The organism is Streptomyces sp. MUM 2J, from assembly GCF_022414535.1.
GTDB lineage: Bacteria > Actinomycetota > Actinomycetes > Streptomycetales > Streptomycetaceae > Streptomyces.
Map to the genome: position 1 here is coordinate 110,852 of NZ_JADWYM010000006.1, position 14,456 is coordinate 125,307.

10 protein-coding genes are annotated in these 14,456 nt (G+C 71.8%); 7 read left to right on the plus strand and 3 right to left on the minus strand.

The features are described 5' to 3' along the window. The first annotated feature begins 2 nt into the window (after positions 1-2). From nuoL to nuoN, 3 genes are read left to right on the plus strand one after another with little or no spacing between them, the layout of a single operon-like run. Entirely contained in the window at positions 3-1,916 is a 1,914-nt protein-coding gene (nuoL, locus tag I3F54_RS08305) for an NADH-quinone oxidoreductase subunit L (RefSeq protein ID WP_240117990.1), read from the plus strand. 5 nt (positions 1,917-1,921) lie between these two features. Then, a complete protein-coding gene (locus tag I3F54_RS08310) occupies positions 1,922-3,493 on the plus strand; it encodes an NADH-quinone oxidoreductase subunit M (protein WP_240117991.1) in 1,572 nt (523 codons plus the stop codon). Further along, the gene (gene nuoN / locus I3F54_RS08315; RefSeq protein ID WP_240117992.1) at positions 3,490-5,139 is read left to right on the plus strand and encodes an NADH-quinone oxidoreductase subunit NuoN; all 1,650 of its coding nucleotides are present in this window, start codon (positions 3,490-3,492) and stop codon (positions 5,137-5,139) included. The genes I3F54_RS08310 and nuoN overlap by 4 nt, the downstream gene beginning before the upstream one ends. Before the next feature lie 74 nt (positions 5,140-5,213). Here the strand turns inward: nuoN and I3F54_RS08320 are convergent, their stop codons facing one another. Next, on the minus strand, positions 5,214-5,840 hold the full coding sequence (locus I3F54_RS08320; protein ID WP_240117993.1) for a hypothetical protein: 627 nt from the start codon (positions 5,838-5,840) through the stop codon (positions 5,214-5,216). 255 nt (positions 5,841-6,095) lie between these two features. Here I3F54_RS08320 and recQ point away from each other — a divergent pair, with 255 nt between their 5' ends. Next, on the plus strand, positions 6,096-8,126 hold the full coding sequence (gene recQ / locus I3F54_RS08325; protein ID WP_374205874.1) for a DNA helicase RecQ: 2,031 nt from the start codon (positions 6,096-6,098) through the stop codon (positions 8,124-8,126). 183 nt (positions 8,127-8,309) lie between these two features. Here recQ and I3F54_RS08330 read toward each other — a convergent pair whose 3' ends face one another. Then, a complete protein-coding gene (locus I3F54_RS08330) occupies positions 8,310-9,248 on the minus strand; it encodes a M56 family metallopeptidase (RefSeq protein WP_240117994.1) in 939 nt (312 codons plus the stop codon). Between the two features lie 294 nt (positions 9,249-9,542). Continuing rightward, the gene (fahA, locus tag I3F54_RS08335; RefSeq protein ID WP_240117995.1) at positions 9,543-10,757 is read right to left on the minus strand and encodes a fumarylacetoacetase; all 1,215 of its coding nucleotides are present in this window, start codon (positions 10,755-10,757) and stop codon (positions 9,543-9,545) included. A gap of 222 nt (positions 10,758-10,979) precedes the next feature. On the opposite strand from fahA, the gene I3F54_RS08340 reads away from it, so the two are divergent. From I3F54_RS08340 to I3F54_RS08350, 3 genes are all read left to right on the plus strand, one after another. After that, positions 10,980-12,248, plus strand: a complete 1,269-nt coding sequence (locus I3F54_RS08340) for an ATP-grasp domain-containing protein (RefSeq protein ID WP_240117996.1) — start codon at positions 10,980-10,982, stop codon at positions 12,246-12,248. A 75-nt stretch (positions 12,249-12,323) separates the two neighbouring features. Beyond that, a complete protein-coding gene (locus tag I3F54_RS08345; RefSeq protein ID WP_240117997.1) occupies positions 12,324-13,529 on the plus strand; it encodes an FAD-dependent oxidoreductase in 1,206 nt (401 codons plus the stop codon). A gap of 104 nt (positions 13,530-13,633) precedes the next feature. Next, a complete protein-coding gene (locus I3F54_RS08350) occupies positions 13,634-14,440 on the plus strand; it encodes an HAD family hydrolase (protein ID WP_240117998.1) in 807 nt (268 codons plus the stop codon). Positions 14,441-14,456 lie beyond the last annotated feature (16 nt).

Genomic DNA, 14,456 nt, shown 5'->3' on the forward strand with positions numbered 1-14,456 from the left:
TCGTGGAGAACCTGATCGCGCTGCTCATCGCGGCGCCCCTGCTCGGAGCGGCCGTCCTGCTGGTCGGTGGCCGGCGTCTCGACGCCGTCGGCCACTGGATCGGCGTCCTGCTGTCCGCCGTCTCCTTCGTGTTCGGCCTCGTCCTCTTCTCCGACCTGCTGAGCAGGGACGCGGAGCAGCGGACGCTGACCCAGCACCTGTTCAGCTGGATCCCGGTCGAGGGCTTCCAGGCGGACGTGGCGTTCCGCCTCGACCAGCTGTCGATGACGTTCGTCCTGCTGATCACCGGCGTCGGCTCGCTGATCCACCTGTACTCGGTCGGGTACATGGAGCACGACGAGCGCCGCCGCCGCTTCTTCGGCTATCTCAACCTGTTCCTCGCGGCGATGCTGCTGCTCGTTCTCGCCGACAACTACCTGCTGCTGTACGTCGGCTGGGAGGGCGTCGGTCTCGCCTCCTACCTGCTCATCGGCTTCTGGCAGCACAAGCCCAGCGCGGCCACCGCGGCGAAGAAGGCCTTCCTGGTCAACCGCGTCGGCGACATGGGCCTGTCGATCGCCGTCATGCTGATGTTCACCACCTTCGGCACCTTCGCCTTCGGTCCGCTCCTCGGTACCCGGACCGAGCCGGGCCTCGCCGCCGACGCCACCGAGGGCAAGCTCACGGCCATCGCCCTGTTGCTGCTGCTCGCGGCCTGCGGCAAGTCCGCCCAGGTGCCGCTGCAGTCCTGGCTCGGGGACGCGATGGAGGGCCCGACCCCGGTCTCGGCCCTCATCCACGCCGCCACGATGGTGACCGCGGGCGTCTACCTGATCGTGCGCTCGGCTGCGATCTTCAACGGCGCGCCGGACGCCCAGCTCGTCGTCACCGTCGTCGGAGCGGTCACGCTCCTGTTCGGTGCGATCGTCGGTTGTGCGAAGGACGACATCAAGAAGGCGCTGGCCGGCTCGACCATGTCGCAGATCGGCTACATGGTGCTGGCCGCGGGCCTCGGCCCGATCGGCTACGTCTTCGCGATCATGCACCTGGTGACGCACGGCTTCTTCAAGGCCGGGCTGTTCCTCGGCGCGGGTTCGGTCATGCACGGCATGAACGACGAGGTCGACATGCGCCGCTACGGCGGCCTGCGCAGGTACATGCCGATCACCTTCGTCACCTTCGGCCTCGGCTACCTCGCCATCATCGGCTTCCCCGGGCTGTCCGGCTTCTTCTCCAAGGACAAGATCATCGAGGCGGCCTTCGCCAAGGGCGGCACCGAGGGCTGGATCCTCGGCGGCTGCGCTCTGCTCGGCGCGGCCATCACGGCGTACTACATGACCCGCGTGATGCTGATGACGTTCTTCGGCGAGAAGCGCTGGCAGCCCGACGCGCAGGGACACGAGCCGCACCCGCACGAGTCGCCCGGGAACATGACGATCCCGATGATCCTGCTGGCCGTCGGGTCGGTCGGCGCCGGTGCGTTCTTCAGCATCGGCGACCGGTTCCTGCACTGGCTGGAGCCGATCACCGGCCACGCCGAGGGCGACTCCCCGCTCAGCGCCGCCGCCATCACCGGCGGGACGATGGTCTGCCTGGTCGTCGGCGTCGCCATCGCCTGGGCCCAGTACGGCCGCCGGCCCGTCCCGGTCGTCGCCCCGCGCGGCTCGCTGCTCACCCGGGCCGCACGGCGTGATCTGCTGCAGGACGACTTCAACCACGTCGTCCTGGTCCGCGGCGGTGAGCACCTCACGCGGTCCTTGGTCTACGTCGACCACACCCTGGTCGACGGTGTCGTCAACGGCACGGCCGCGTCGGTCGGCGGCCTGTCCGGGCGCCTGCGCAAGCTGCAGAACGGCTTCGCGCGGTCGTACGCGGTCTCGATGTTCGGCGGTGCGGCCCTGCTCATCGCCGCCACCCTGCTGATGAGGGCGGTCTGATACCGATGTCCTTTCCTCTGCTCACAGCGACGGCGGTGCTCCCGGCCGTGGGGGCGATCGCCACGGCCGCCGTACCGGCCGCGCGGCGCACCGCCGCCAAGTGGCTGGCGCTGCTGTTCACCCTCGCCACACTCGCGCTCGCGGTCACGATCGCGGTGCGCTTCGACCCGGGCGGCGACCGCTACCAGCTCACCGAGTCCCACGCATGGATCGCCGAGTTCGGGGTGCGCTACGAACTGGGCGTGGACGGCATCGCGGTCGCGCTGATCGCCCTCACGGCCCTGCTGATCCCGTTCATCGTCCTGGCGGGCTGGCACGACGCCGACCCGCTGGAGACCGGCAGCAGGCGGTGGCGGCCCACCCAGGGCTTCTTCGCCTTGATCCTCGCCGTCGAGGCGATGGTGATCCTCTCCTTCGAGGCCACCGACGTCTTCCTCTTCTACATCTTCTTCGAAGCCATGCTCATCCCGATGTACTTCCTCATCGGCGGTTTCGGGGACCGTGCCCACGAGCACGGCGAGGAGGCGGCGTCGACCCAGCGGTCGTACGCGGCGGTCAAGTTCCTCCTCTACAACCTGGTCGGCGGTCTGATCATGCTGGCCGCGGTGATCGGCCTGTACGTGGTCGCCGGGAACTTCAGCCTCCAGGAGATCGCCCAGGCCCGCGCCGGCGGCACGCTCGACATGGCGACCAGCACCGAGCGCTGGCTGTTCCTCGGCTTCTTCTTCGCCTTCGCGGTGAAGGCGCCGCTGTGGCCGCTGCACACCTGGCTGCCCAACGCCATGCAGGAGTCCACCGCGCCGGTCGCCGTCCTCATCACGGCGGTCGTCGACAAGGTGGGCACCTTCGCGATGCTCCGCTTCTGCCTCCAGCTGTTCCCGGAGGCGAGCAAGTGGGCGACGCCGGTCATCCTCGTCCTGGCGCTGATCAGCATCGTCTACGGCGCGCTGCTCGCCGTGGGCCAGCGCGACATCAAGCGACTGGTGGCCTACGCGTCGATCTCCCACTTCGGCTTCATCGTCCTGGGCATCTTCGCGATGACCAGCCAGGGCCAGTCCGGGGCGACGCTGTACATGGTCAACCACGGCATCTCCACGGCCGCCCTCATGCTGGTCGCGGGCTTCCTGATCTCGCGGCGCGGGTCGCGGCGCATCGCCGACTACGGCGGCGTACAGAAGGTCGCACCGGTGCTCGCCGGCACCTTCCTGATCGGCGGCCTGGCGACCCTGTCGCTGCCGGGACTGGCCCCCTTCGTGAGTGAGTTCCTGGTCCTGGTCGGCGCGTTCACGCGCTACCCGGCCGTCGGCATCGTCGCCACGTTCGGCATCGTGCTCGCCGCGCTGTACACGCTCGTCCTCTACCAGCGGACGATGACCGGGCCGGTGAAGCCGGAGGTCTCGGCGATGCCCGACCTCAGGGTGCGCGAGATCGTGGTCGTCGCCCCGCTGGTCGTCCTGCTGGTCTTCCTGGGCGTCTACCCGAAGCCCGTCACGGACATCGTCAATCCGGCGGTCCAGCAGACCCTGTCCGACGTACACGAGAAGGACCCCCAGCCCGAGGTGGAGGCGGCCAAGTGAGCGCAACAGCCGTCCACAGCCTGTGGACAACCGCGGCCGATCCGATCTCGAAGATCGACGCGCCGAAGATCGAATACGGGCAGTTGTCGCCCACCCTGATCGTCGTCGGCGCCGCCGTCATCGGTGTGCTCGTCGAGGCGTTCATCCCGCGCAGATCCCGCTACTACGCACAGGTGTTCGTCTCCGCCGTCGCGCTCACCGCCGCCTTCGCCGCGGTCGTCGCGCTCGCGGCCGACGGATACGGCACCACGAAGGCCGGGATCGCGGCGATGGGCGCGATCGCGGTCGACGGCCCAGCCCTCTTCCTGCAGGGCACGATCCTGCTGGCCGCGTTGGTCGGCCTGTTCACCTTCGCCGAGCGGCGCCTGGACCCGGAGGCCCATGGCAACCGCGTCGACTCCTTCGCCGCGCAGGCCTCGGCCGTACCGGGCAGCGACAGCGAGCGCGCCGCGGTCAAGGCCGGGTTCACCACGACCGAGGTCTTCCCGCTGCTGCTCTTCGCGGTGGCCGGCATGCTGGTCTTCCCGTCGGCCAACGACCTGCTGACCCTCTTCGTCGCCCTGGAAGTCTTCTCGCTGCCGCTGTACCTGTTGTGCGCGCTGGCCCGCCGCAAGCGGCTGATGTCGCAGGAGGCCGCGGTCAAGTACTTCCTGCTCGGCGCGTTCGCCTCCGCGTTCACCCTGTTCGGGATCGCCCTGCTCTACGGCTACTCCGGCTCGGTGTCGTACGCGACCATCGCGCAGGTGGTCGACGGAACCGTCACCAACGTCGACCCCGCGCTGGCCGGCACCATGGGCAACGACGCGCTGCTGCTGCTCGGCACCGCGCTGCTGGTGACGGGTCTGCTGTTCAAGGTGGGCGCGGTGCCGTTCCACATGTGGACGCCGGACGTGTACCAGGGCGCCCCGACCCCCGTCACCGGCTTCATGGCGGCGGCGACGAAGGTGGCGGCCTTCGGCGCGCTGCTGCGGGTGCTGTACGTCGTGCTTCCGGGCCTGCGCTGGGACTGGCGCCCGGTCATGTGGGGCGTCGCGATCATCACCATGCTGGGCGGCGCCATCGTCGCGATCACGCAGACCGACATCAAGCGGCTGCTGGCGTACTCGTCGATCGCGCACGCCGGGTTCATCCTCGCGGGTGTCATCGCGACCACGCCGGACGGGATCTCGGCGGTCCTCTTCTACCTGGCGGCGTACTCGTTCGTCACGATCGGCGCGTTCGCCGTGGTCACGCTGGTGCGGGACGCGGGCGGCGAGGCCACTCACCTGTCCAAGTGGGCCGGCCTTGGCCGCCGTTCGCCGCTGGTCGCGGCGGTGTTCGCGGTGTTCCTGCTGGCCTTCGCGGGCATTCCGCTGACCTCCGGCTTCGCCGGGAAGTTCGCCGTGTTCAAGGCGGCGGCGGAGGGCGGCGCGGCCCCGCTGGTCGTGATCGGTGTGATCTCGTCGGCGATCGCGGCGTTCTTCTACATCCGCGTGATCGTGCTGATGTTCTTCAGCGAGCCGCGGCCCGAGGGACCGACGGTCGCCGTTCCGTCGCCGCTGACGATGACGGCGATCGGCGTCGGCGTGGCCGTCACCCTTGTGCTCGGTGTGGCACCGCAGTACTTCCTGGACCTGGCGAGCCAGGCGGGAGTGTTCGTGCGCTGACCCGCACGGAACGCAGCGGACCCGGCCTCCCCGCACGGAGGCCGGGTCCGCTGCGTTCCGGGGCTGCGCCCGGGTCACAGCAGAGAGTCGAACAGCGTGTCCAGCTCCTGCTCCAGGCCGACCGTCCCGGTGAGGGAGTCCCCCGCGTCCGCACCCGCGGTGTCCGCGGCGGTCGTGCCACCGGCGCCGGCCGCGGACGGCTGAGCCACCGGGCACGACACGGCGGGGTTCCACGGGGCGAACAGCCCGTCGGCGTTGCTCCGGTAGATCCAGGCCGCCAGCGTGAAGTAGCCGGGCAGCACGTCCGAGGCGAAGGTCCTGCCGAACAGCTCCGGCGCCGCCTGACCGGTGTCCTCGACGACCCACTCCACCGCCGCGAGCTCCCGCGTGCCGACGCCGCCGGACGCGTAGACCAGGCCCGCGGGGGTGGCCGGGTCGAGCGAACCGATGTGCGCCTCGTTGAGGTACGCGTACCCCAGCGCGCCCTGCGTGCCGCCGGTGACGCACACGTCGGAGCGGACGTATCCGCCGAGGGCCGCGTAGGGCTCGTGGGCGTACGCGCCGGTGGCCGTGTAGGTGCGCGTCAGCTGCGTCCAGGCGAGGGGACCGGGGTCCGCCGCGGCGCGTGCCGGCGCGGCGGTCAGACAGAGGGCTGCGGCTGCCGCCACGGCGACGGCGGCCTTGCGTGGCCGAGGGGACATTCTGCGGCTCCTTGGGCGGGCGGGGGACCGGGGACGGGGACGAGGGGTGGGCTGCCCCGTCCCTCCCGAGCAGGATGTCCCGGTCCGCCGGGGACCCGCCATGTGACGCAGGCCATTCGAATGACCGCCGAACGTGACCTCCCGGTCCTGTGGACAACTCCGGCGCTGTCGGTCGCGGCCCCTATCGTGGAGGCAGTGGTCGAGGGACGACGTGCGGGGGACAGGACGATGGGCGGGACGGGCGGGATCGGCGTGATGTCAAGCACGAGCGCGACGCCAGACACCGAGGCGGCGGCAGACACCGAGGCGGCGGCAGACACCGAGGCGGCGGCAGGGACCGCGAGCCAGGCGTCGGCGACGCTGCACCGGGTCTTCGGGTACGAGGCCTTCAGGGGCGAGCAGGAAGCCGTCATCGAGCACGTGGTGGCCGGCGGCGACGCCGTGGTGCTCATGCCGACCGGTGGCGGCAAGTCGCTGTGCTATCAGATCCCCGCCCTGGTCAGACCCGGTACGGGCGTCGTGGTCTCACCACTCATCGCGCTCATGCAGGACCAGGTGGACGCGCTGCGCGCGCTCGGGGTGCGGGCCGGCTTCATCAACTCCACGCAGGACTTCGACGAGCGGCGGGTGGTCGAGGCCCAGTACCTGGCGGGCGAGCTGGACCTGCTGTACCTGGCGCCGGAGCGGCTGCGCCTCGACTCCACGCTGGACCTCCTCTCGCGCGGCAGGATCGCCGTCTTCGCGATCGACGAGGCGCACTGCGTCTCCCAGTGGGGGCACGACTTCCGGCCGGACTACCTCGCCCTGTCCCTGCTGGGCGAGCGCTGGCCGGACGTACCGCGGATCGCACTCACGGCGACTGCGACGCACGCCACGCACCAGGAGATCACCGAGCGGCTCGGCATGCCGTCGGCCCGCCACTTCGTGGCGAGCTTCGACCGGCCCAACATCCAGTACCGGATCGTTCCGAAGGCGGACCCGAAGAAGCAGCTGCTGGGGTTCCTGCGGGAGGAGCACGCCGGGGACGCGGGCATCGTGTACTGCCTCTCGCGCAACTCGGTGGAGAAGACGGCCGAGTTCCTCACCCGCAACGGCATCACGGCGGTGCCGTACCACGCCGGCCTGGACGGGGCCACGCGTGCTGAGCACCAGGCCCGGTTCCTGAGGGAGGACGGCCTGGTGGTGGTGGCGACCATCGCCTTCGGCATGGGCATCGACAAGCCGGACGTCCGTTTCGTCGCCCATCTCGACCTGCCCAAGTCCGTCGAGGGCTACTACCAGGAGACGGGCCGTGCCGGACGGGACGGGCTGCCGTCGACGGCCTGGATGGCCTACGGCCTGAACGACGTCATTCAGCAGCGCAAACTGATCCAGTCCGGGGAGGGCGACGAGGCCTTCCGGCGACGGGCCCAGGCCCACCTGGATGCGATGCTCGCGCTCTGCGAGACCGCGCAGTGCCGCCGCGGGCAGCTGCTCGCCTACTTCGGTCAGGATCCGGACCGGGCCGGCTGCGGCAACTGCGACACCTGCCTGACCCCGCCGGAGACCTGGGACGGCACGGTCGCGGCACAGAAGGTGCTGTCGACGGTGGTGCGGTTGCAGCGGGAGCGGGGCCAGAAGTTCGGCGCGGTGCAGATCGTGGACATCCTGCTGGGCAAGCGCACCGGCAAGGTCATCCAGTTCGACCACGACCAGCTGTCGGTGTTCGGCATCGGCGAGGAGCTGACCGAGGGAGAGTGGCGCGGTGTCGTCCGCCAGCTGCTGGCCCAGGGCCTGCTCGCGGTCGAGGGGGAGTACGGCACCCTGGTCCTGACCGACGCCAGCGCCTCGGTGCTGCGGCGGGAGCGGGAGGTGCCGCTGCGCAAGGAGCCGAAGAGGCCGGCCGCGTCCCGCTCGGGCTCCTCCGGTTCCGCGGGCGCCGGGCGCCGGGCCAAGTCGGTCACGGCCGAACTGGCCGGGGAGCTGCTGCCCGCGTTCGAGGCCCTGCGGGCCTGGCGGGCCGAGCGGGCCAAGGAACAGGGCGTCCCGGCCTACGTCATCTTCCACGACGCCACGCTGCGGGAGATCGCGACGGTGTGGCCGACGTCCGTGCAGGAGCTCGGCGGCGTCGGCGGTGTGGGTGAGAAGAAGCTGGCGACCTACGGGGAGGGTGTGCTCAAGGTACTGGCCGAGCTGGGCGGGCCGCCCGGGGCGGCGCACGGCGCGGAGCCGGCGGCCGACGCGGGGGCGGAGCCCGACCACGGCGACCGGCCCGAGGAGGAGCCGGAGCCCGACATGTGGGCCTAGGAGACTGCTGAAAATCTTGCTTGGGGCGCCCGAGTCGCCCCGGTTCGCCGATAAATTCGATCGGGGCAATCTGGTGCAGGGCGGGCGCGTTTTCAAGATCTTCAGGACGCTCCCAGCGGCCGCCTGAGCGTCCCCACCCGCCCGTCCGCACCTCCCGGCTCCGTGCGGCCCCACGGCGCGCCCTCACGCCAGGGCGGTCAGCCCGGGGGCGAAAGTGATCAGCAGGGGCAGCAGGGGGACCAGCGCCGCCACCGTCGTCGTCAGGGCACGGCGGCGGCGACCCAGCCGGGGCGGCGGCGCAAGGAGGCGGTCCACCCGTTCGCCCAGCAGACGGCGGCTGGAGTCGCAGGACAGGACACCGCGGTGCTGGTTCAGCTCGATCAGGGCCAGGGCCGTGGTGAGGTGGCCGCAGCGCCGGGACGCCGCGTCGTCGGCAGCCAGCTCCACCAGACGATGGGTCTGGTCGCAGAAGTGGGCGAACAGGGGGATGCGGGGGAAGCCGGTGGCCAGTGCGGTGGACAGGTGCAGCAGCCAGTCGTGGTGGGCGCGGGCGTGCCCTCGCTCGTGGGCGAGGACCGCGTCGAGCTGGAGGGCGGTGAGCCGGTGCAGCGCACCGGTGGTGACGACCAGCTGCGGCGGGTGGCCGGGCAGCCATCGGGCGTCGGGATACTCGTCCTCCAGCACCAGCAGCGGGCCACGTGCGGCGGGTAGCCCGGCGGGCAGATCGGGGGCGCGTTCGCGCAGGTGGGCGCGGGTCAGGCCGCGGCGGCGTCGGGCCTCGACGAGTTCCCGGGCGAGCATCGCACCGGTCCAGGCCGCACCGCAGGCCAGCAGCAGGGTGAGGACGGCCGCCCAGACGGGTGCGGCGGACAGGTCGTAGGCCTCCGTCACGGCCGGTGGAGCGGGCGCGAAGACCTGGGCGCGGACGGTGTGGAAGACGGCGGCGGCGCCCAGGACCAGGGCCGTCAGACAGCACAGCAGGACGGTCGCGACGAGGCACTGCCACACCCACAGGGCGACGACCGGTTCCCGCTCGGCCCACGCCGCCCGGGTCAGGGCACGCGGAACCGGTACGGCGGCCGTCAGCGCGACGGCGCTCAGCAGGAGCAGGCAGACGGTCATGCCGGCGGGCTCCGGATCCTGGTCGTGAGGCGGCGGGCAGGGCGGCGACGGGCAAGTGGTGCGGCGGGCGCGGGTGGTGTGCGGATGGTGCGGTCGTGCTGTGGGCGGGCGCGTGAGGAGGCGCCGGGAGGGATGGCGCCGGGGCGTGCGGGGAGAGGAGGCTCGGGTGCCGGTGCGGCGCGGTGGCCGTCGGCGGCGGGTGCGCGGTGTGAGCGCACCCGCCGCCAGTATGACGGGACGGCGGCGCTGAGTCAGCCCGCGGGAGAGCGGTCGTCCGGCCCGGCGGCGCGGTGGTCAGCCCGCCACGATCCGGCCCGTCACCTCGCCCAGGCCCACGCGGGCGCCGCCCGGTCCGGGAGCCCACGCCGACAGGGTCACCACGTCGCCGTCCTCCAGGAACGTGCGCTTGCCGTCGGGGAGTTCCAGCGCGTCGCGGCCGTTCCAGGTCAGCTCCAGCAGGGAACCGCGCTGCCGCTCCTCCGGCCCGCTCACCGTGCCCGACCCGTACAGGTCGCCGGTGCGCAGCGAGGCACCGTTCACCGTCATGTGGGCCAGCTGCTGGGCGGCCGTCCAGTACATGGAGGAGAAGGGGGGCTCGGAGACGGCGTGGCCGTTGACGGCGACGGAGATCCGCAGGTCGTAGCCGCCGGGCTCCTCCGCGGAGTCGTCCAGGTAGGGCAGCAGCGGATGCGTCCGCTCCGGCGGTGCGACGCGGGCGTCCTCCAGCGCCTCCAGGGGCGTGATCCACGCCGACACGGAGGTGGCGAAGGACTTGCCGAGGAAGGGGCCGAGGGGGACGTACTCCCAGGCCTGGATGTCCCGTGCCGACCAGTCGTTGAGGAGGCACAGCCCGAAGACGTGCTCGCGGTAGTCGCCCAGCGCGACCGGTTCGCCCATCCGGGAGGGTGTGCCGACGACGAACCCGACCTCCGCCTCGATGTCCAGCCGGACCGACGGGCCGAACACGGGCACCGGGTCGGCGGGCGCCTTGCGCTGACCCGAGGGGCGGATGACGTCCGTGCCCGAGACGACGACCGTGCCGGAGCGGCCGTGGTAGCCGATGGGAAGGTGCTTCCAGTTCGGGGTCAGCGAGTCCGCCGCGTCGGGGCGGAACATCCTGCCCACGTTCCGGGCGTGGTTCTCGGAGGCGTAGAAGTCGACGTAGTCCGCGACCTCGAAGGGCAGATGGAGCGTGACCGACGACAGGGGGTGGAAGAGCGGTTCGATGACGTCCCGGTGGGAGGGCACCGTCACCCATGCCGTCAGGGCGCGTCGCACGTCCGACCAGGTCGTGCTGCCCGCGCCCAGCAGCGCGTTCAGCGTCGGCCGGTTGAGGAGCCCGGCGTAGGGGGAGTTCAGTGCCAGGGCTGCTGCGCCCGCGTCGAGCACGTGGTCGCCGAGCCGGACGCCGACCCTCCGCTCGGAGGGGGCGTCCGCGGGGGAGAAGACGCCGTAGGGAAGGTTGTGCACACCGAAGGGGTCGCCCTCGGGGACGTCGAAGGGGGGCATGCGGTGCAGCCTCGCTTTCGTGCACGTCGGACACGGCAGAGGCGCCGTGTGGTCCATGTGGTTCCCGCACACGTTACGGCGGGGGCGGCCGTCTTGGGCAGTGCCTAAAGATATGGCAATGCCCGTTTTGGCCTTGTCGGAGGTGACAGTTCCGGCTTAGCGTCCTTTGTGGGGAACGTGGACCGGGGACATCCGTTCCGCTGGGGGACATTGGGGGGATCGATGGCCAAAAGCGCCGTGCGTGTGCCGTTCGAGGCCGACCCCGAGGTGCCGGGGCTGATCGTGAAGTTCGGCGACTATCCGCTGCATCACGGCGGGGTCGGCGCGATCCGCAGTCTGGGCCGGCTGGGTGTGCCCATGTACGCGATCACCGAGGACCGCTGCACACCGGCCGCCGCGTCCCGCTACCTCAGCCGGGCGTTCACCTGGCGGACCACGGGGGCCGAGGAACCGGAGCGCCTGGTGGAGGGGCTGCTGCGGGTCGGGCACCGGATCGGCCGGCCCACGGTGCTCGTCCCCACCGACGAGGAGGCCGCGGTCCTGATCGCCGAGAACCAGGAGGCGCTCGCGCACCGGTTCCTCTTCCCCCGGGTCGACCCCGGGCTCCCGCGCCGCCTGGCCAGCAAGCAGCAACTGCACGAACTGTGCGCCGAGCACGGCATCGCCAGCCCCGCGGCGGCCTTCCCGCAGTCCTACGGCGACATCGAGGCGTTCGCAGAGAGGGCCCGTTTCCCGGTGGTGGCCAAGAACCGGGAGGCGTTCCTGCGGCGCTCGCAGCCCGCGGTGAACGGCACCACCCGGATCTCCACCCCCGAGGGCCTGCTCGGTCTGGCCCGCGGGTGGGGTGAGCACCCCGGGGTGATCCTCCAGGAGTACCTGCCGCGGGAGGACGCCGAGGACTGGATCGTGCACGCCTACTTCGACCGGGACTCCACGCCGCTGGCGATGTTCACCGGGGTGAAGGTCCGCTCCTGGCCGCCGCACGCGGGCATGACGGCAAACGCCTGCGTCGTCGACAATCCGGAACTCGCCGACCTCGCCGCACGTTTCATCAAGCAGATCGGCTTCGCCGGGATCGTCGACCTCGACCTGCGCTTCGACCGGCGCGACGGACGGTACAAACTCCTCGACTTCAACCCACGCATGGGCGCACAGTTCCGGCTCTTCGAGAACGAGTCGGGCGTCGACGTCGTACGCGCCATGCACCTGGACCTGACCGGACGCACGGTTCCGGAAGGGGAACAGCGGGCCGGCCACCGCTACATCGTGGAGAACATCGATCTGCCGGCCCTGCTCGCCTACCGCCGCAGCGGCTACACGACGCCGCACGCGCCGGCACGGCCCAGCGGGACGGAGCTGGCCTGGCTCGCGGGTGACGACCCGCTGCCGTTCCTCACGATGCTCGCGCGCTTCGTGCGGCCGGGCGCGAAGCACCTGTATCAGCTGTGGCGCACCAACCGCCGCGGCAGCGGCACCGGTTCGGGCTCGTAGCGCCGTCCTCGGGCGGTTCGTCCGGGTCCGCGCCGGTCACGAGGTGACGAATGCGACGTCCTGGGGAGGGACTTGGTGATTCAACCGGTAGCAGTCATCGGTGCGGGGCCGTTCGGCCTGTCCACCGCTGCCCATCTGCACGCCCGCGGCGTCCCGGTGCGGGTCTTCGGCGAGCCCATGGTCAGCTGGCGCGACCACATGCCCGCCGGGATGCTCCTCAAGTCGACCCCCGCCGCCTCCACCATCGACGCCCCGCAGCCCGGGCACACCCTCGTCGACTACTGCGCCGCGGCGGGCATCCCGCGCCTGGTCACGGACGAGGACATCATCCCCGTGCGGACCTTCATCGACTACGGGCAGTGGTTCCAGCAGAGCCTGGTGCCCGGTCTGGAGCGGGTCGGGGTGGTCTCCGTCGACCGCGCTCCCGGGCGGCCGGGCTTCGCGCTGAAGCTGGACTCGGGCGAGTCGTTCACCGCCCGCGCGGTCGTGGTGGCGACCGGCCTGTCGGGGCTCGCCCACCTGCCCGGGGCACTGGCGGCCGCCGTCGCGGACGGCCCCAGTCCCACCGGCCCGCTGTCGCACAGCAGCCAGCACCACGACCTCGGCCGCTTCTCCGGCCGGGAGCTGATCGTCGTCGGCGCCGGCCAGTCCGCCCTGGAGACGGCCGTGCTGGCCGCCGAGGCCGGGGCCCGGGTGCGGGTCGTCGCCCGCGGCCATGGCAAGGTCGCCTTCGGAGCACCGCCCTGGGCGCAGCCGAGGCTGCGCCCCGAATCCCCCTTCGGCCGCGCCTGGTCGCTCTGGGCACTCAGTTACTACCCGCACCCCTACCGCTTCCTGCCGGCCGAGCTGCGCCACCTGCTCGTCCGCCGGGTCCTCGGCCCCCTCGGCGCCTGGTGGCTGCGCGCCCGCTTCGAGGGGGTGGTGCAGGTCAGCGAGGTGGAGCGGGTCGTGGGAGCGGAGGTGGCGGCCGATCGCACGGCGCTCACGGTGCGTACGCACGCGGGCGGTGTGCGGCGACTGTCCGCCGACCACGTCATCGCGGCCACGGGCTACCGGGTGGACATCGCGGCGATGGGCTTCCTCGGCCACGAGCTGCGCACCGAGCTCGCCGTCAGCCGTGGCGCGCCGGTACTCGGTGCGGGCTACGCGTCGTCGGTGCCGGGCCTGTACTTCACGGGTCTGCCCGCCGCGGCGTCCTACGGGCCGGTCATGCGCTTCGTGTGCGGTACCGAGTTCGCCTCGCCCCGCCTGGCCGGGCACCTGGCGGCGGCGTACGGGTAGCGCTCGGGGATTCCCGGGACCCGCGAGCGGGTGGGGCGGCGGGTGGCCGGACGGAGTTCCGGGCGCCGTGAACGGGCGGGGTGCGGTGTCCGTATTCTCGGATCATGGCCGCACCCACCGCGTATTCACTCGTCGCCACGGACCTGGACGGAACGCTGCTGCGTGGCGACGACACCCTCTCCGACCGGTCCCTCGCCGCACTTGCGCGGGTCACGGCGGCCGGGGCCGGGCATCTGGTGGTGACGGGCCGTCCGGCGCCCCGGGTACGGCCGCTGCTGGAGGACCTCGGTTGCACGGGGCTCGCGGTGTGCGGTCAGGGAGCGCAGGTGTACGACGCCGGGGCGGACCGGTTGCTCTGGTCGGTCACGCTGGACCGGGAGCTGGCCGAGACCGCGCTGGGCAAGATCGAGGCCGAGGTCGGGCAGGTGTACGCCGCGGTCGACCAGGACGGCGTCGACGGGCTCACGCTGATAGAACCCGGGTACCGGATGCCCCACCCGACCCTGCCCGCGGTGCGGGTCGGCCGGCGCGACGACCTGTGGGGGGAGCCCCTCAGCAAGGTGCTGCTGCGTCATCCCGAGCTGTCCGACGACGAGTTGGCCGCCACGGCCCGGGCGGTGGCGGGCTCCCTCGCCACGGTCACGATGTCCGGGCCGGGCACCGTGGAACTCCAGCCGTGCGGCATCACCAAGGCGACCGGGCTGGCGCTGGCCGCCGAGCACCTCGGGCTGCGTCCGGAGCGGGCGCTGGCCTTCGGTGACATGCCCAACGACATTCCGATGTTCGACTGGGCGGCCCGCGGCATCGCCATGGCCAACGCCCACCCCGAGCTGAAGGCGGTGGCGGACGAGGTCACCCTGTCGAACGAGGACGACGGCATCGCCGTCGTCCTCGAACGGCTCTTCCCGTAGGGGCGGCTGCTCCCGC